Origin of the sequence: Flavobacterium sp. HJJ (assembly GCF_015351475.1) — a bacterium.
Taxonomy (GTDB): Bacteria; Bacteroidota; Bacteroidia; order Flavobacteriales; family Flavobacteriaceae; genus Flavobacterium; species Flavobacterium marginilacus.
The window spans coordinates 1-17,285 of sequence record NZ_JADKPR010000011.1; the positions used below are offsets into that span (position 1 = coordinate 1).

Annotated in this window: 17 protein-coding genes; 5 read left to right on the forward strand and 12 right to left on the reverse strand. The window is 36.1% G+C overall.

Features of this window, described 5'->3' with window-relative positions; genetic code table 11:
- The first annotated feature begins 416 nt into the window (after window positions 1-416).
- Complete coding sequence (locus IRZ80_RS10180; RefSeq protein ID WP_194641460.1) at window positions 417-1,511, forward strand: Fic family protein; 1,095 nt, start codon at window positions 417-419, stop codon at window positions 1,509-1,511.
- A 601-nt stretch (window positions 1,512-2,112) separates the two neighbouring features.
- On the opposite strand, the gene IRZ80_RS10185 is transcribed toward IRZ80_RS10180, so the two are convergent.
- Window positions 2,113-2,469 (reverse strand): hypothetical protein, encoded by a 357-nt coding sequence (locus IRZ80_RS10185; protein ID WP_194641461.1) that lies wholly within the window; start codon window positions 2,467-2,469, stop codon window positions 2,113-2,115.
- Window positions 2,470-2,591: 122 nt separating this feature from the next.
- Here IRZ80_RS10185 and IRZ80_RS10190 point away from each other — a divergent pair, with 122 nt between their 5' ends.
- The gene (locus tag IRZ80_RS10190) at window positions 2,592-3,011 is read left to right on the forward strand and encodes a DUF6943 family protein (protein WP_194641462.1); all 420 of its coding nucleotides are present in this window, start codon (window positions 2,592-2,594) and stop codon (window positions 3,009-3,011) included.
- A gap of 71 nt (window positions 3,012-3,082) precedes the next feature.
- Here the strand turns inward: IRZ80_RS10190 and IRZ80_RS10195 are convergent, their stop codons facing one another.
- The 6 genes from IRZ80_RS10195 to IRZ80_RS20995 all read right to left on the reverse strand — a co-directional run bounded on the left by IRZ80_RS10195 (window position 3,083) and on the right by IRZ80_RS20995 (window position 6,144).
- Window positions 3,083-3,256, reverse strand: a complete 174-nt coding sequence (locus tag IRZ80_RS10195) for a hypothetical protein (protein ID WP_194641463.1) — start codon at window positions 3,254-3,256, stop codon at window positions 3,083-3,085.
- Window positions 3,243-3,512 (reverse strand): hypothetical protein, encoded by a 270-nt coding sequence (locus tag IRZ80_RS10200; RefSeq protein WP_228520865.1) that lies wholly within the window; start codon window positions 3,510-3,512, stop codon window positions 3,243-3,245. The genes IRZ80_RS10195 and IRZ80_RS10200 overlap by 14 nt, the downstream gene beginning before the upstream one ends.
- A 16-nt stretch (window positions 3,513-3,528) precedes the next feature.
- Window positions 3,529-3,957, reverse strand: coding sequence for a DUF5675 family protein (locus IRZ80_RS10205; RefSeq protein WP_194641464.1), 429 nt, complete (start codon window positions 3,955-3,957; stop codon window positions 3,529-3,531).
- A gap of 1 nt (window position 3,958) precedes the next feature.
- A complete protein-coding gene (locus IRZ80_RS10210; protein ID WP_194641465.1) occupies window positions 3,959-4,714 on the reverse strand; it encodes a hypothetical protein in 756 nt (251 codons plus the stop codon).
- A 1,055-nt stretch (window positions 4,715-5,769) separates the two neighbouring features.
- The gene (locus IRZ80_RS20990) at window positions 5,770-5,979 is read right to left on the reverse strand and encodes a hypothetical protein (RefSeq protein WP_228520867.1); all 210 of its coding nucleotides are present in this window, start codon (window positions 5,977-5,979) and stop codon (window positions 5,770-5,772) included.
- A 15-nt stretch (window positions 5,980-5,994) separates the two neighbouring features.
- Entirely contained in the window at window positions 5,995-6,144 is a 150-nt protein-coding gene (locus tag IRZ80_RS20995; protein WP_228520868.1) for a TetR family transcriptional regulator, read from the reverse strand.
- 125 nt (window positions 6,145-6,269) lie between these two features.
- Between IRZ80_RS20995 and IRZ80_RS10220 the strand changes: the two genes are divergently transcribed.
- Both IRZ80_RS10220 and IRZ80_RS10225 read left to right on the forward strand, forming a co-directional pair.
- On the forward strand, window positions 6,270-7,073 hold the full coding sequence (locus IRZ80_RS10220) for a polysaccharide deacetylase family protein (RefSeq protein ID WP_194641466.1): 804 nt from the start codon (window positions 6,270-6,272) through the stop codon (window positions 7,071-7,073).
- Between the two features lie 209 nt (window positions 7,074-7,282).
- Window positions 7,283-7,990, forward strand: coding sequence for a porin family protein (locus IRZ80_RS10225; protein WP_228520869.1), 708 nt, complete (start codon window positions 7,283-7,285; stop codon window positions 7,988-7,990).
- Here IRZ80_RS10225 and IRZ80_RS10230 read toward each other — a convergent pair.
- The 5 genes from IRZ80_RS10230 to IRZ80_RS10250 form a co-directional block, all read right to left on the reverse strand.
- Window positions 7,985-8,590, reverse strand: coding sequence for a hypothetical protein (locus IRZ80_RS10230; protein ID WP_194641467.1), 606 nt, complete (start codon window positions 8,588-8,590; stop codon window positions 7,985-7,987). The two genes, IRZ80_RS10225 and IRZ80_RS10230, sit on opposite strands and share 6 nt — an antisense overlap.
- A 45-nt stretch (window positions 8,591-8,635) precedes the next feature.
- Window positions 8,636-10,102, reverse strand: coding sequence for an RNA polymerase factor sigma-54 (gene rpoN, locus IRZ80_RS10235; RefSeq protein ID WP_194641468.1), 1,467 nt, complete (start codon window positions 10,100-10,102; stop codon window positions 8,636-8,638).
- 146 nt (window positions 10,103-10,248) lie between these two features.
- The gene (asnS, locus tag IRZ80_RS10240; RefSeq protein WP_194641469.1) at window positions 10,249-11,682 is read right to left on the reverse strand and encodes an asparagine--tRNA ligase; all 1,434 of its coding nucleotides are present in this window, start codon (window positions 11,680-11,682) and stop codon (window positions 10,249-10,251) included.
- 186 nt (window positions 11,683-11,868) lie between these two features.
- A complete protein-coding gene (locus IRZ80_RS10245) occupies window positions 11,869-12,309 on the reverse strand; it encodes a hypothetical protein (protein WP_194641470.1) in 441 nt (146 codons plus the stop codon).
- A 106-nt stretch (window positions 12,310-12,415) separates the two neighbouring features.
- Window positions 12,416-14,830 (reverse strand): efflux RND transporter permease subunit, encoded by a 2,415-nt coding sequence (locus IRZ80_RS10250; RefSeq protein ID WP_194641471.1) that lies wholly within the window; start codon window positions 14,828-14,830, stop codon window positions 12,416-12,418.
- 184 nt (window positions 14,831-15,014) lie between these two features.
- Here IRZ80_RS10250 and IRZ80_RS10255 point away from each other — a divergent pair, with 184 nt between their 5' ends.
- Window positions 15,015-17,285: a cation:proton antiporter gene (locus IRZ80_RS10255; RefSeq protein ID WP_194641472.1), complete on the forward strand. Its 2,271-nt coding sequence runs from the start codon at window positions 15,015-15,017 to the stop codon at window positions 17,283-17,285.

The window sequence follows — 17,285 nt, forward strand, 5'->3', positions numbered from 1 at the left end:
TTTAAGAAGCTATTAGTCATGAGTTTAATAGAAATAATAGTTGACTTCTGCTTTCTTTTGAATAAATTTAGTGTTCTTTATCAATTTCTAAGTAAAGACACGAATCCCAACATTTTATGATAATCTCTTTTAATTAAATGGGCTTATTTGATCCAGTTAGCAAAGCTTATCTAATATCTGTGAGCCAAATAACGCTTCTAATCAGCTCACTGTGTATTTTTCTCACACCTAATAAATCCACTTTTGCCAATCCTTTCAGTGTCTATTTATCAAAGTTTTTTTATCTACATCACATTTAAAAATAATACTTTGGGATAGAAAAGAGTAGGGTTATTTAGATAAGAATAAATAAAAACCTATTTTTGAAATGATAATTGAATCGTCTATCAATTTTTTTAAAATAACAAAAATATACTATGAGCCAGTTTAAAGTTCCAACATTGCCCTTTGTACAAGATGTAGAAACTAGAGTTGTGCTTAAAAAATTAGCAGTTGCACACCGAGCCCTTGCTGAACTTAACGGAGTGGCTGAGACAATCCCTAATGAAGTTATTGTTCTAAATACTTTATCCTTGCAAGAAGCTAAGGACAGTTCTGCGATAGAAAATATTATTACAACACATGATGAACTGTTTTCAAGTGACAGTATTGCGCAACAGTTTGCTAGTACAGCCGCAAAAGAAGTTTTTAACTATGCCACAGCTTTAAAAGATGGTTTTCGTACAGTAAAAGAAAACAAAATTTTAACCTGTAACCAAATTATTGAAATTCAAGGAATTCTTGAAGAAACAAAAGCCGGATTTAGAAAACTTCCTGGGACAGAATTAAAAAATGGACAAACAGGAGAAGTAGTCTACACTCCTCCGCAGAGCCATGACGATATAGTTAATTTGATGCGTAACTTAGAAATTTTTATTAATGATGATGATTTGACAGATTTAGATCCATTAATTAAAATGGCAATCATTCACCATCAATTCGAAAGCATTCATCCATTTTATGATGGAAATGGTCGTACGGGTAGAATCATTAATATTTTATATTTAGTAAAAGAAGAATTGTTGCATTTGCCCATACTATATTTAAGTAGGTATGTTAACCAAAATAAAGCGAATTATTACCATCTATTACAAGAAACTAGAATAACTCAAGATTGGGAACCTTGGATTCTTTTTATGCTTGAAGCAGTTGAGCAAACTTCAATTCAGACAACAGCAATTATCAGAGGCATTAAAAAACTGATGATGGAGTATAAAAAAGAAATTCGAGAAAAATTACCTAAAATTTATTCCCAAGATTTAATCAATAACTTGTTTAAACATCCTTATACAAAAATTGATTTTATTGTAGAAGATTTAGGTATTACAAGACAAACGGCTTCTAAATATCTAGATCAACTAATAGAATTAAAATTAATTACTTTACATAAAATTGGCAAAGAAAATTTTTACATTAATGTAGCATTGTACGAATTTTTACAAAATGCTCCTCAACGTCTCAAGTTCAAATAATTTATTTTCGTTAACATGTTTGTCTTGTCATGTTAAAAAAAGTGAATAACGTTAACACGTTATAATGTTCATGTTAAACAAAACAGTAAAAGTGAACATGTTTTAAATTCTAAGAGAACATTTAATGCTTTAGATTATAAGGGCAAAATATCTTCTTCCACTTTCAATTTAAGTTTTCATAACAATCACGGGCACCCGAGAGCATTGCTCGAACAGGCGAAGCAATCAAGCGGTCTCTCTCCGGTCGTTCCCTTTGTTCCGTTCGGCTGCTCCAGTCGTCCCGCAAAAAGGCGGGAATCCATTCCGCAGTCCACTCGTCAGCATAGCGTCAGCCAGCCCCGAAAAAAGGGCAGGCCGCCACTACGCTTCCTCGCCCTCATCTTCACACGGTCGCTTCCTGCGTTCGGTCGGGCTACCATAACCACAATACCGCTTCATTTCGTTTCGTTCCGCAAGCTACACTACACTGCACTCAGCCATATTGCAGTTATAGCCCTCCAGTTTTTTGGCGGTTGCTCTTACTCGCTCGGTTCGGGTTTGCTCCACTCCGTTTTGCATTTGAATAAGGAACGCCTTTCGGCTGATTTTCATTTTTCCCTCTCTAGTTACTAGCCACTACTCTCATTTCGCGAAAAGCTGCATTCGTTCCCTTGTCTAGTACCTCGCTCGTTTGCCGCAACCCCGCCACTGCGCTCCTCATCCGCAAAAAAAGTTCCTTGCCCCGAAAAAGGGGCACCACTTTTTTTGCTTCTTGCGGTGCTTGGGGGTGTTTGATTTCCATTTTCATAAGAACTTTTGTCATCCTGAGCGAAGTCAAAGGGCAAACTTCCCAAGAAGCAATCTGCTCAAAAAAAATAAAAAAAAAGAAAGTAAAGCTAAGTTCCGGTTTCAAAAAGTAAAGTTCAGGCCCTCCGGGTTTTTGATAAAATCTCCACCCATTCGGGTTGTATTTTATCAAAAAAACTTGACTTCTTTTGAAACCTTCACTACATATTCCACTTTCTTTTTTTCTTTTTTCTTTTCAAATATATAAGCGAAGCTTGAAAAGCGAGCAAGGATCATAATTTTAAATCCATAATTATGACTCTGCACAACGTACTGACACACCAGTCACAAAGACCAATTACACAACCACACTTTTTTATTTTAAGCAAAGGGAAAAATGCAGGCAAGCCACTTAAAGAAAGTTGCCCGAATTGCTTTTTAATCACTGTAAAAACCGAAGAAGAAACCGAAAATCTTTATTGGATCGCCTACTTTCTTTGGAAAGCCAATTTTTGGCACCAATATCAAATTGGTTCAGTGATCCCTTTTATTCGGATATCCACTTTTAAAAGCTGTTTTCGTGATGAGGTTCTCAAAGCCTACAAACAACATCAAAAACATATTGAGTTTGTCAACCGCATCCGGGAACTGGAAGCGCTTCAAAATCATTATACAAAAACAGTAGAGCAAATTGAAAAACTCAAATGGGCATTGCTCCAAAATCAGTTGAGGTAAAATAAAAAAAGCCTGATCGTGAGATCAGGCTTAAATATGGTTTCGGAAAAGGTTACCAATCAAAACCGAAACTATTTTTTATATTGTATAATTTTTTTTAAAACGAGCGAAACAATAAAACTTACTGTTGCGCCCAGGACTGCTAAGATAATCGTTTTTAGAATATCTTCCGTAAGAATATTGGGTGCAATGCTCAATAAAGTTCCGGTTGCCGTGCCGGCTTGTAAAGTGTTATTCGATTCCATCCCTTGCTTTGTTTAAGTTATCAATTGAAGTAGATGTTTCATTGGGTTTTTCTGGACGGTCAATAGTAATTTGGCTAATCGCCGAAATAACTCCACCGGCCACGGCCACATAACCGGCCGCAGTAACAATTGCCGCAGGTAAAACCACCGGAGCTGCAATGATACTTCCGCTTATACCCAATAAAGCCAATCCGATACTTCTCAATACCCTGAAAAACTTCGGGGTGGGTGCTTTTGCTCTTTCAACTATATTCATAATTTATCTGCCTTTTTTAAACCTTTTCGTCCTGAATCGGAGTCAAAGGATTAGATTGAACAATTAGTTTTACTTCTTCATTACGTTCTAAAACCGGAAAAACCAAAGCTTTCAATTTTTCAAGTGCTTTTCGGGAAAAACTTCCTTTCCCGATTCCGGTGAGTTTCATTACAGGAGCAATACAGCCCAATAATTCTCTTTTAGCGTCATTGGCGGGATGGATTAAAATTAAATCCCTGCCCGGTACATTATCTAAATACAAGTACCATTGGAACTTTGGGCTAAACCGCTTCCGTAAAACATATTCCCCTTCGGGAACACAGGAAATTCGCCTTTGGTTTTCCAACCAGGGTAACTCGATGGTATAACAAACTATAGTGCCGTTCCATTCTAAAACTCCTTGTGTCCCTTCGGGGAAATAAGTTCTGGACAGTACTAAAACCACCCTACAATCCACTTACTTGAACCAATGATAACGGGTTATAAGCTCCGTTTTTCAACGAATACATCTTACCGTTTACTTCCTGATAAAACTCCACTCCCAGGGCCAAAAACAAAGGTTTGGTACTGTTCGGAGTTACTGCATTCACTTGGTTTATCGCCACTGTGGGAGTCGCATCCCAGGGTAAAATCGCAGTTTCCGAATTTGCAACCACGAAGGATTCTGCCTCAAAATCAATTTCGGCACCGGCAGAAATAATTTTAAAATGTGTGGTCCCAGCCGGAGCCGCGATCATGTTTAATGGCACAAAAGGAGCGATATCCACGGTGATATCGCCTGAAACACGGTCAATTGTCCCAACATAGGGTACAAACAAGGTAGTTCCTAATTTCCCACCGATATTGAATTCAAAACCGGCAAGTAATTCTGCCTCCCCGTCAATCACGTTTCGCAATCCTCGGTCGTTGGTCGCATCCGCTTGAATAACCTTAACCATAGCCTGCGTAAGTCTACTCACCATCCTGCCATCAGCAGAATTGATCAGCAAGGTTCTCAAAGCAGTTCTCATAACTTTCCCGGCTTTTCCTGCCCTTCCAAATTCAGAACCATTTTCGCGTGTTCTCTGAAACGCCGGATCATTTGCAATTCGACTCGCATCAATACCGCCTTTTTCTCTGGCCAAATGACCGTCTTTGGTTTTGTAAAAAGTAATATCCCCGATAGTACCTTTCAATTTAATTATGCCTTTCTGTCTTGCCATAATTTCTAAAATTTAAGTTTGAAATAATTTTACATTTTTTCAATCATCATCCTGTTGCAACACTTTTCGATTGATTCAGGAACAAATTTTAATTTAATGAGCAACATAAAAAAGTGGAGACTGTCCAAAATGTCAGATAATGGTACAAATGGCACAAATAGACTTGTTTGTCACTCATAAATGGCAAGTTGAAATAAAGAGCAGCGAAAAAACAAATAAGAATATTTACTATTTTTATTCTGTAACAAGATGCAATCATCGGTTACCCAAAGCCTAATCAAAGCTATAGATAGAGTATGAAAATCGAAAATAAGAGGTTGTGCATATACCCAAAGGATATACAACGAATTACAGGAAAGAGTTATCGTCAAAGTATTAGGTTACTCCAGAAAATTCGTAAAGATCTTGATAAGCAAGAAAATGAGCTGGTTAGTATTGTAGAATTTTGCTCTTACACCAGCTTAATTCATGAACAAGTATTGACTTTGATAATCGACTAAAACACTATTAACTTATCTGATATTTGAACAAGTATTTAATGAAAAATTCGTATTTTAGTACAGTAATATTTGTCATTAATAAAGCGTGAATATTCGAGGTTCAAAATCGAGACCCTAAAATTTAAATAGAAAAAACCCTTGTAAAATTGGGCTTTAGAGAGGAAATTCAAATCCCTTCCTCTCTGCTGAAGAATTAAAAACCCCGTAAACATTGTGTTTACGGGGTTTTTGTTTTGGATAAAAAAGGTATTGTTTTATCTAAAATATATTCCAAATTTTTGCAGCCACAAGTCATGAGTCTAGTACTGATTGATACAATTACTTTGTTTATTCCAGCTGGATTTGGTTATTTTTATGGATTTTAACTTGTCTTTTTATAATTATAAATTGCCTATCCATTCAGTACAACAGCGAAATTTAGTAGATAAAATAATTCGCCCCCACTTCCTTTCAAAACAATCAGACGGACTACTTTTATAAAATGTGTTACGGGCGTGAATTCGGACATCGTTCTTGCCCAATCCGGCATACTGTCAATACTGGTGAAAAAGTCATTTACAATCTCTTTGATTGGCAGTTTTTTTTAAAAGACCATCGGGGATTATTGCGAATTTCGGTGAGTATAAATGTTGGTATTTCAGGCTCTTTAATGATAAAATTAATGTTTCGCTCTGCAATTATCTGCACTTTTTGTTCCAGCGAAGTTTTTTCATCATTCAATATCATTTTCATACCGCCAATAAATACTGAGTAAGTTTCAGTCATGATGATTTCAAAAAGTTAGGCCTTGCTTCTGAAATAATAATTAAGCAGAGCAAGATTCAGTCCTGCTTCTTCAGCTATATCCCGCGTTCTTGTTGCAGTAACCCCTCTTTTATAAAAAACTGTTTTGGCTGCTTCTTTGATTTTTTGTTCATTACTTACTTCCATTTTATATTTAGTTCAGGCCTAGGATAAAAAATGATGTTTAAAAAATAAAAATACGGCTGAAAAAAAATAAAACTTTCTTTATAAATTAGCTGAGATTCAATATTCAATTGTAAAATTTTTTCATAATGAAGTATTTATCAGCAAAAAGCATATTGCCAATACTATTTGTGGCTGTTGCAACAGCAGTATTGGCAGTTAAAATGTATCCCGAAGAAATAACAGCCGATGCAAAATCACAGAAAAAACCCTATCAGCCCGGTGTGGCTTTTACGTTTGATGATGATTATATAGAAGATTGGTATGTTGCTGATAAACTGCTGCATCCATATGAATGGAAAGCTACATTTTTTGTTTGCTGGTACGGCAGTCTGACCGCAGAACAAAAAGCAAAGCTGCATTATTTAAAAGACATGGGGCATGAAATTGCAGGACATGGCTATAACCATCTTAATGCACTGAAGTTTTCTAAGGCATTTGGAGTTAAAAAATATATTAAAGAAGATATTCTGTCATTGAAATCTGCTATGGCAAAAGATGGTTTTAATATACAGACTTTTGCTTACCCTGACGGTGCCGGAGCTCATGATACAGAACTTAACAATGAACTGCTAAAACATTTCAGTATAATAAGAGGAACAACCTATGAGCAGATTCCGCCAGAATCGCAATATTGTTATTACGAAGGCAGTAAAGTTATCTACGGCCTCGGCATTGATGATGATTACAAGCAGTATAATATTCCGTACTTTAAAAGCCTGATGGATTACGCTAAAGCACATAATAAAATAGTGATTTTTTATGGTCATAAAACAGTTCCGGATGCCGATGAAAAACTTGAAACACCGCTTTCTGCTTTAGAGGAATTATGTAAATACGCAAAAAATAAAGGACTTAAATTTTATACTGTAAATGAGCTTGCTAAGCTGTAAATTGAATTATCTGTTTTTTGAAGTTTTATATACGGATGATTCTGTGAATGTTTTTCTTTCTAAAATAAAAAAAGGAAAATGAAGAGAATTTGCTGGCTTATCATAGGAGTGTAGTTTATGACAAAATCTTATATTTGTAACATCAATGGGCGAGAAATGGATTTTGGTAAATTTTAAATGCGATACTCCTCAATTTAAATCACAAAATAATGATGCGATTAATTCTTGGCTGTTTTCTTTTCTTGTCAATTTTCAAGGGTTTTTCCCAAGAACAGGCATTTTCAATTGATACTTTGAATGTAAAGATTGACAGTCTTTACAGAGAAGATCAGTTTTACGCTGGGCTTAATTATAATTCAATTGTTAAAAAACCGGAAGGACTCTCTCAAGAAAAAATATCATTTGGTTTTAGTGCTGGATTCCTCAGAGACTTTCCATTGAATAAAAAAAGAACATTTGCAGTTGCTCCTGGAATTGGTTTGTCATTTAATAACTATATTCAAAATATGTCTATTGCAGGGACACATGATAATCCAGTTTATAGTATAATTCCTTCCAGTATTAATCATGACAAAAACAGATTTGAACAGCTGAGGGTAGAACTGCCAATTGAATTGAGATGGCGTAATTCTACTCCTGAGTCTTTTAGCTTTTTTAGAATATACAGCGGTTTTAAAGTCAGTTATTTATTGTATGATAAATCTGTTTATGATGATGGTAATGAGAAGATTGTTGTAAAGGGCAATAAAGATTTTGAAGAGCTGCTTTATGGCGTTTATCTTTCAATGGGATACAGTGCTTTTAATCTGCAGATATATTACGGGCTGAATTCCTTTTTTAAATCCACAGCAAAAATTGATTCAGCACCTCTTACCATGAATGCTTTGAGTCTTGGTGTTGTCTTCTATATTTTATAGCCACAAAAAAAGAAATAGTATTTGAGGAATACTGCCTACAAGTACTCCAATAATTAACTCGTTAGGCACATGCGCCTGCATTACCAAACGTGATGAAGCCACAAATCCATTCATCAGCAGTAAAAAAGGGACAAGATATATGCATCCCATCTGCAGGTGAATGTTCAATCCAAAAACGAAAACAGTTAAGGCTGAAATGGCGAGCATATGCAGACTGGTTTTGAATTTTAGATATAATAAACCAAGTGCAAATAAGGTGCTGAATAATGCGCCTATGAAAAAAAAATGTAATTCTGGGTAATATTCCAGCGTGATGCTTTTCCGCAGTAACAGAATGATTAAAAAACTCTGAAATATTAACGGTATTTTGCGCTGTTCCAGATCGGCAATCATGATGCTGTCTGCTTTACCTGTAAAACGCAGTAAATAGTACAAAGCCATCGGGATCATAATAGTAACAATGGAAATCTGCCAAAAAACAGAAGTAATCTGCTTGATGCTGTAATCGCCATCGTGAAATAAAAAATAGAAAATACAGGCTTGTATCGGTGTAAAAAGCGGATGAAATATATAAGAAAATATGGGAAGTATCTTTTTCAATTTTAAAAAGCAGATTTCAAGAAGTTAGTTTTCGCAGTGATATATTTACAGCTTTTTCCTCATCCGGGCGACTGGAATTTCCAGCTGTTCACGATATTTGGCTATAGTTCTTCTGGCAATTGGATATCCTTTTTCTTTGAGTATTTCGGCCAAAAGATCATCTGGAAGTGGATTTTTTTTGTCTTCGTCTTCGATAGTATTCTGTAAAATCTTTTTGATTTCGAGTGTTGATACATCTTCGCCCTGATCATTTTTCATGGCTTCGGAGAAGAATTCTTTTATCAGCTTGGTACCATAAGGAGTTTCAACATATTTACTGTTAGCAACCCTCGAAACGGTCGATATGTCGAGTCCGATCATATCGGCGATATCTTTTAGAATCATTGGTTTCAAACGCATTTCGTCTCCATCCAATAAATAATCTTTCTGATAATGCATTATGGCATTCATCGTTACAAACAAAGTATCCTGACGCTGTTTTATAGCATCTATAAACCATTTTGCCGAGTCTAGTTTTTGTTTGATAAACTGTACGGCATCTTTTTGGGAACCTGATTTATCTTTCGATTCTTTATACGTCTGCATCATTTCCTGATAATCTTTGGAAATATGCAGGGAAGGGGCGTTTCGGCCATTTAACGTAAGTTCGAGTTCGCCGTCAACGATACGGATAGCAAAATCGGGTACTATATTTTCGGTGATTTTAGTATTTCCCGAAAAAGATCCTCCGGGTTTTGGATTCAGTCTTTCAATTTCGTGAATGGCATTTCTAAGCTGTTCGTTAGAAATGTTAAGTTTTTGAACCAGTTTGTCATAATGCTTTCTCACAAAAGCATCAAAATGCTGGTCGATTATAGCAGTAGCGAGATCAACAGATTCTGTAGGTGTTTTGTGTTTGAGCTGCAGCAGTAAACATTCCTGCAGATCACGTGCGCCAACGCCGGTAGGCTCCAGTTCGTGAATGATATTCAGAATCGTTTCTACTTGTTTTTCAGTAGTGTAAATTCCCTGTGTAAATGCCATGTCATCTACCAGATCGGGAATGCTTCTTCGGATATATCCTGTGTCGTCAATGCTTCCGACCAAAAATTCGGCGATATCGCGCTCTTCATCGTTAAGGATAAAAGTATTTAGCTGATTGATGAGATCCTGATGAAAACTTATTGCTGCCGCAAAAGGCGTTTCCTTGGTTTCATCGTCATCACTGTAATTGTTGGTTTGTGTTTTATAGTCGGGAGTGTCGTCGCTGTTTAAGTATTCGTCTATGTTGATGTCTTCCGAATCTATTCTGTCCGCTTCGGAATCTTCATAATCATCGTATTCTTCAGTATCGAACTCATCTTTTTCATAGTCGTCCTCTTCTTTCCCAGACTCCAGAGCAGGATTCTCATTCATTTCCTCCAGCAGCCGCTGTTCAAATGCCTGCGTTGGCAGTTGAATTAACTTCATCAGCTGGATTTGCTGCGGAGATAATTTCTGAGATATTTTTAAATTTAAAAATTGCTTTAGCATATTGAGGGTTTGAAGGCTTAAAAGTTAAAGGTTTAATATTGTTTAAGTGTTTAAAAGTTTAATATTATTTAAACATTTAAAGCTACCGTTAAACAAATTTAAAAAACTTTAAACAATTTTAAACCATTCAAACAGCAATAAACTTTTTAGAATTCTGCATTCTGAGGTGTTCTTGGGAATGCAATTACGTCACGAATGTTCGTCATTCCGGTTACAAACAGCACCAGCCTTTCAAATCCAAGTCCGAAGCCTGAGTGAACAGCTGATCCAAATCTGCGGGTATCCAGGTACCACCATAATTCTTCCTCGTCGATTCCTAAGGCTTTCATTTTTTCGACCAAAACATCAAAACGCTCCTCTCTCTGAGAACCGCCCACGATTTCGCCAATTCCAGGGAAAAGGATATCCATCGCACGTACTGTTTTTCCGTCTTCGTTTAAACGCATGTAGAAAGCTTTGATATTGGCAGGATAATCAAACAGGATTACCGGCGATTTGAAGTGTTTTTCCACAAGATAACGTTCATGCTCCGATTGTAAATCAGCGCCCCATTCGTTGATGATGTATTGGAATTTTTTCTTTTTGTTTGGAGTAGAATCTCTCAAAATGTCAATTGCTTCGGTATAAGAAACGCGTTTGAAATTGTTTTCCAGTACAAAATTCAGTTTTTCGAGCAAAGCCATTTCGCTTCTTTCGGCCTGAGGTTTTGATTTTTCTTCTTCCAATAAACGGCCTTCCAGGAATTTCAAATCATCTGGACATTTTTCAATAACATATTTAATTACATATCGGATAAAATCTTCGGCAAGATCCATATTGTCATTCAAATCATTGAAAGCAACTTCAGGTTCGATCATCCAAAACTCAGCCAAGTGGCGGGAAGTATTTGAATTTTCAGCTCTGAATGTTGGTCCAAATGTATAAATCTGTCCCAAAGCCATTGCAAAAGTTTCTCCTTCCAATTGTCCTGAAACCGTTAGGTTGGTATGTTTTCCGAAGAAATCTTTTTTATAGTCAATATTTCCTTCTTCATTTTTAGGCAGATTATCCAAAGGCAGTGAAGTCACCTGAAACATTTCGCCTGCACCTTCTGCATCTGCTCCCGTGATGATTGGAGTATTCACATACACAAATCCTTTTTGCTGAAAATAACTGTGCACCGCATACGATAAAACCGAACGCACACGCATAATTGCACCAAAGGCATTCGTACGCACGCGTAAGTGCGCATTCTCACGGAGGAATTCCAATGAATGTTTCTTCGGCTGCATAGGGAATTTCTCCGCATCTGAATCTCCAAGGATTTCCAGTTTAGTAACCTGAATTTCATATTTCTGACCTGCGCCTTTACTTTCGGCCAAAGTCCCTGTTACCGAAACCGCTGCGCCGGTTGTAATTCTTTTTAAAGTTTCATCAGGAGTATTTTCAAAATCGACAACACATTGTATATTATTAATCGTTGAACCGTCATTCAAGGCAATAAACTGATTATTCCTAAAAGTTCTAACCCAGCCTTTAGCATTAATTTCCTGTAAAGTCGTTGTGCTGTTTAATAAGTCTTTAACTTTTGTGTGTCTCATTTTAATTTTAGATTTTAAATTTCTGAAGTTGAATCAAAGAAATTATTGTTATAATTCTGTTGCAAATATAGTTGATTTGTTTGAAATTGTCATGTTGCCGGCGTTGTATTCGGAAGTTGGGAATGCTTTTTTTTGAAGCAATTTCCAGATAGTAACGTCATTAATGTTAGTAAAGAAAATTCCGAATTAAACAGATTTTCTAAAGACACCGATACTCAAATTTATTATATAAATTGGCAAAGCAATCATGCATAAAATGGTACAGATTACCAATGTGATATTAATGGTCTGATAGTTGTCAAATGCTGGAAAATCGTTTACTGTAAATAATCGAGAGTAATAAATCACTGTCCAATAAGCGAGAAAACTGCCTATTAAAAACACAGAATGCAGCAAAGTCAAGATTTTTACAAGTCTTTTTTTGAATATCTCCTGTACCAGCCAATAACCAAATCCATAAATGAAATATACAATGCTTAGAATTATTGCGCCAAAAAAATGTGGAATTACGAAATAGGTATCATGAATATTTATGTCCAAAGTACCGTTCATATCAGATAGACCAATTATCAAAATTATTAGTGAAACAATCCAAAAAGCAATAATGAATCTTAATTTTTTTAGCAATCATAAATTTTATTTTTATGGAAATGATATTTAATTGTTTAAAATCAAATATAATAAAAAATCCAGCCTTTGTTGAGACTGGATTAGTATCTGGAAAAGACTAGCTTTATTTTTTCTCAAAATTTTCAATCTCTTCATCGGTAAATTCCAATATTTCGAGTTTAGGCTCTATAAATTCCTGTTCGTTTGCCAAAGTTCTGTTCAGTGTTAAAACCAAGGCTGGCAGTAACATCAAATTCGACAGCATTCCGAACAATAATGTCAGTGAAACCAATCCGCCAAGGGCAATGGTTCCTCCAAAACTGGACAGCATGAATACCGAAAATCCAAAGAACAATACAATCGAAGTATAAAACATACTCAAACCGGCATCGTTGAAAGTCGCATAAACCGATTTGCGGATTTTCCAGTCGTTTTTCTTTAATTCCTCTCGGTATTGTGCCAAGAACCGGACGGTATCATCAACCGAAAGTCCAAATGCAATTCCGAAAACCAATATCGTTGAAGGTTTCAGCGGAATGTCAAAAAAGCCCATAATTCCGGCAGTTAACAGCAACGGCAGTAAATTTGGAATGATAGAAACCAAGATCATTTTGAAAGAACGGAACATAAATCCAATTAAAAGTGCGGTCAGGAAAAAAGCAAAAACTAGAGAAGAAAGCAGGTTGTCCAGCAGGTAGCCTGTCCCTTTTTGGAAAACCAATGCTTTACCGGTAATAGTTACATGGTATCTGTCCGGTGGAAAAATTTTATCGGCTTTTTTACGGATTTCAGCTTCAACAATTGGCATTACGCCTCCGTTTTCATCACGCATGAAAGTCGTGATGCGGGCAAACTGGCCTGTTTTATCTACGTAGCTTTTCATCAGGTCGCCTTTTGCATTTTTGGTCGAATTTTTGGCATACGACAAAATAAAAGCCTGCTCCTGTGAAGTTGGTAATTCGTAATAATTCGGATTTCCGTTGTAATAAGCCTGTTTGGAATATTTGACCAGATTGACAACCGAAATAGGTTTGGATAATTCGGGAATCTCATCAATTGCAGTTTCCAGCTCGTCCATTCGCTTAAGTGTAGAAAGTTTCATGACTCCTTTTTTGTGTTTGGTGTCAATCATGATTTCCAATGGCATTACACCGTCAAATTCTTTTTCGAAGAAAAGAATATCTTGGAAAAAGGGCGCTTTTTTCGGCATGTCTTCAATAATACTGCCCGAAATACGCATTTTGTAAATTCCGATAATACTGAATACCAAAAGAGAAACGGCCACTACATAAATCGAGAAACGGCTTTCTTTTACATTTCGTAAAATCCAGTCCATGAACCATTTTACATAACCTCTGTCCAAGTGCTCAATGTGACGGTCTTTGGGCGCTGGAATGTAGCTGTGAAAAATTGGAATTACAATAATGCACAAAAAGAACAATGCCAGAATGTTGATGGAAGTCACGTTTCCAAACTCAATAAGCAGTTTGTTGTTTGAGGTAATAAAGGTAAAAAAACCTATCGCCGTAGTTACGTTCGTCATAAGAGTTGCCATACCGACCTTGGTCGTAACACGCTGTAGTGCTTTGGCCTTATTTCTGTGAATTTTGTATTCCTGATGGTATTTATTGGTCAGGAAAATGCAGTTTGGAATCCCGATTACAATAATCAGGGAAGGAACTAATGCGGTTAAAACAGTAATTTCATAATTTAATAATCCCAAGAATCCGAAGGACCACATTACGCCAATAATTACAATAACTATCGAAATTAGTGTGGCTCTGAAACTTCTGAAAAAGAAAAAGAAAAGCAATGATGTTACTAATAATGAAGCTCCGATGAAAAGACTTATTTCGCTGATAATAGTCTGTGAATTCATCGTTCGGATGTAAGGCATTCCCGAAACACGAAGATCGATTTTGGTTTCTTTTTCGAATGCATCTACGGCCGGAACTAATCGGTCAGTGATGAAATCCTTTCTGGCAGGAGTATTTACGATTTTTTTGTCCAGATAAATGGCAGAGCGGATCGTTCCTGATCTTTTATTGAAAAGCAGTCCTTCGTAAAAAGGCAGATCATTAAAAAGTTCTTTCTTTACTTTTTCGAGATAAACCTGGTTAGTGGTTTTGCCTGCATCGACAAAAGGAACTAATTCAAATTTTTGAAGAGCTTCGTTTTTTTGTAATGTCTTTAAGTCATTTATCGAAATAACCAGATCAACCGCTTTGTCACCTTTTAGACTGTTCATTAATTTTACCCAAGCGGCATAAGCTTTTGGAGTAAAAAATGTTTTGTCTTTTACACCAATAATGACCAGATTTCCTTCTTCGCCAAACTTGTCCAAAAAGGCATTGTATTCTACGTTAACAATATTGTCATCGGGTAACATATTGGCTTCGGTATGCGTAAAATGGATGTTTTTCCATTGCATTGCCAGTAAAACTGTTGCCAAAACAACTATGGACAACATTAAAATTCTATTTCGAAGTACGACTCTGGCGATTAACTCCCAAAATCCTAAACTAAACCATTTGATCATGTCAATTTATTAAATCGCCAAAGTTAGTTAAAACAGCTATATTCCCTGTGTTTTTCAAGAATGCTTTTTGTTAATTTAATTGTTAATTTTTTATTTTTATTTTGTGCCAAAGCAGTGTTATCGCTTGTAATTTCTATATATTTGATTTTTTTCAGACGTACATGAAAAATTATTGAAAACAGCTATGAAAAAGTACAGGAATACATTGTTTTATTTTGGAGTTACAGGCGGTTTCAGCGCATTAATCTATTGGATTATAAAGCAGGGGAAACTGCTGGAAGGCAAAGAAACGATAATCCGCCCATTAGAAAACAATGATTCATGGAATGATTTTCTGGTTTCAATGCTTCACAACATACAGGATCCGTTGGCTATTTTATTGGCACAAATTATTATGATTATCCTTGTGGCGCGTTTTTTTGGATGGTTTTTCAAAAAAATTGGACAGCCGTCCGTAATCGGAGAAATTATTGCCGGGATTGCACTTGGACCATCCTTATTGGGGTTGTATTTTCCTGAATTTTTCCATGCTCTTTTTCCCGCCGATTCCTTAGAAAATTTAAAATTTTTGAGCCAGATCGGACTGATACTTTTTATGTTTGTCATTGGCATGGAGCTTGATGTCAAGGTTTTGAAAAACAGGGCAAAAGAAGCCGTTGTCATTAGTCATGCGAGTATCGTTATTCCGTTTGCATTAGGAATCGGACTGGCTTATTTTGTTTATAACCGTTTTGCTCCGGAGGGAGTTAAATTCCTTTCTTTCAGTTTATTTATGGGAATTGCCATGAGTATTACAGCGTTTCCTGTTTTGGCACGAATTGTTCAGGAAAGAGGAATGCATAAAACTAAATTGGGAGCAATTGCAATCACCTGCGCCGCCGCTGATGATATTACGGCCTGGTGTTTACTGGCAGTTGTAATTGCTATTGTAAAAGCAGGAACTTTTGAAAGTTCCATGTACATTATCTCGCTGGCGGCGATTTATGTGCTTATGATGATTTTTTTAGTAAAACCTTTTTTGAAAAGAATTGGGGATTTGTATGGTTCAAAAGACAGTTTGAGTAAACCAGTTGTTGCGATTTTCTTTCTGCTGTTGATTATTTCTTCCTATGCAACCGAATTAATTGGAATTCATGCTTTATTTGGTGCTTTCATGATGGGGGCGATTATGCCTGATGTTCCAAAATTCAGAACGGTGTTTATTGCAAAAGTTGAAGACGTATCTGTTATATTACTCCTTCCTTTGTTTTTTGTATTCACCGGACTGCGTACAGAAATTGGATTAATAAACGAACCGTATTTATGGAAAGTTACCGGTTTTATCATTTTGGTAGCGGTTGCCGGTAAATTTTTTGGAAGCGCTTTGGCAGCCAAATTTGTTGGACAAAGCTGGAGAAACAGTCTTGTCATTGGTGCTTTGATGAATACGAGAGGTTTAATGGAATTGATTGTTTTGAATATTGGATTGGCTCTTGGAGTACTTACTTCCGAAGTTTTTACAATGATGGTAATAATGGCTTTGGTTACTACTTTTATGACAGGACCCGCTTTGGATGTAATCAATTTTATTTTTAAAACAAATGATGTTACTGATCATGAAGATGAAGTAGACCAGAATAAATACCGTGTCTTGATTTCTTTTGGAAATAATGAAAAAGGAAAATCACTGCTTCGTTTGGCTCACAGTCTGGTGAAAAAACAAAAAGAAACCTGCAGTATTACTGCCTTGCATTTATCATTGAGTGATGAAATGCATACTTTCAATATTGAGGATAAGGAGAAAAGCAGTTTTAATCCTATTATGAAAGAAGCGCTTGTTTTAAAACAGGAAATAACTCCAATTTTTAAAGCAACAACCGATATTGACACAGAAATAATTGATATTGCTAATCAGGGAGATTATGATTTATTGCTCGTAGGATTAGGAAAATCAATGTTTGAAGGTACATTATTAGGCAAAGTAATTGGATTTACGTCCCGAATAATTAATCCCGAAAGGTTATTGGATAAATTCACGGGTAAAGAAGGGCTGTTTGTAAATTCGCCGTTTGACGAAAGAACAAGGCAGATTGTTCTGAGGGTAAAAATACCTTTGGGAGTTTTGATCGATAAGGATTTGAAAGAAGTAAATCAGGTTTTTATTCCTATTTACAGTCCCGAAGATTCTTTTTTGATTGATTATGCTCAAAAATTAATCTATAACAATAATTCGGCTATTACTTTTTTAGATATGAATGGTCACACCGAATCTAATTTTGTTATTGCAAGCGCCATTGGTTCTTTAAAGCAAAAATTTGCTAATAATGTAAGTCTAAATAACGAATCTGTTCTTTTGGATGAATTTTTAGAGAAACAGGATTTAATGGTGGTAAGTTTGGACAGCTGGAAAGATTTGTTAGATTCCCGTAGTTCTTGGTTGAGCGGAGTACCTTCGGTATTAATTATAAAACCGTAA

What these genes read in the sequence shown, in the direction of transcription:
- IRZ80_RS10180 (WP_194641460.1), top strand. Translation starts at nt 417, where the DNA reads ATGAGCCAGTTTAAAGTTCCAACATTGCCCTTTGTACAAGATGTAGAA.
- IRZ80_RS10190 (WP_194641462.1), top strand. Translation starts at nt 2,592, where the DNA reads ATGACTCTGCACAACGTACTGACACACCAGTCACAAAGACCAATTACA.
- IRZ80_RS10195 (WP_194641463.1), bottom strand. Translation starts at nt 3,256, where the DNA reads ATGGAATCGAATAACACTTTACAAGCCGGCACGGCAACCGGAACTTTA.
- IRZ80_RS10200 (WP_228520865.1), bottom strand. Translation starts at nt 3,512, where the DNA reads ATGAATATAGTTGAAAGAGCAAAAGCACCCACCCCGAAGTTTTTCAGG.
- IRZ80_RS10210 (WP_194641465.1), bottom strand. Translation starts at nt 4,714, where the DNA reads ATGGCAAGACAGAAAGGCATAATTAAATTGAAAGGTACTATCGGGGAT.
- IRZ80_RS20990 (WP_228520867.1), bottom strand. Translation starts at nt 5,979, where the DNA reads ATGACTGAAACTTACTCAGTATTTATTGGCGGTATGAAAATGATATTG.
- IRZ80_RS20995 (WP_228520868.1), bottom strand. Translation starts at nt 6,144, where the DNA reads ATGGAAGTAAGTAATGAACAAAAAATCAAAGAAGCAGCCAAAACAGTT.
- IRZ80_RS10220 (WP_194641466.1), top strand. Translation starts at nt 6,270, where the DNA reads ATGAAGTATTTATCAGCAAAAAGCATATTGCCAATACTATTTGTGGCT.
- IRZ80_RS10225 (WP_228520869.1), top strand. Translation starts at nt 7,283, where the DNA reads ATGATGCGATTAATTCTTGGCTGTTTTCTTTTCTTGTCAATTTTCAAG.
- rpoN (WP_194641468.1), bottom strand. Translation starts at nt 10,102, where the DNA reads ATGCTAAAGCAATTTTTAAATTTAAAAATATCTCAGAAATTATCTCCG.
- asnS (WP_194641469.1), bottom strand. Translation starts at nt 11,682, where the DNA reads ATGAGACACACAAAAGTTAAAGACTTATTAAACAGCACAACGACTTTA.
- IRZ80_RS10250 (WP_194641471.1), bottom strand. Translation starts at nt 14,830, where the DNA reads ATGATCAAATGGTTTAGTTTAGGATTTTGGGAGTTAATCGCCAGAGTC.
- IRZ80_RS10255 (WP_194641472.1), top strand. Translation starts at nt 15,015, where the DNA reads ATGAAAAAGTACAGGAATACATTGTTTTATTTTGGAGTTACAGGCGGT.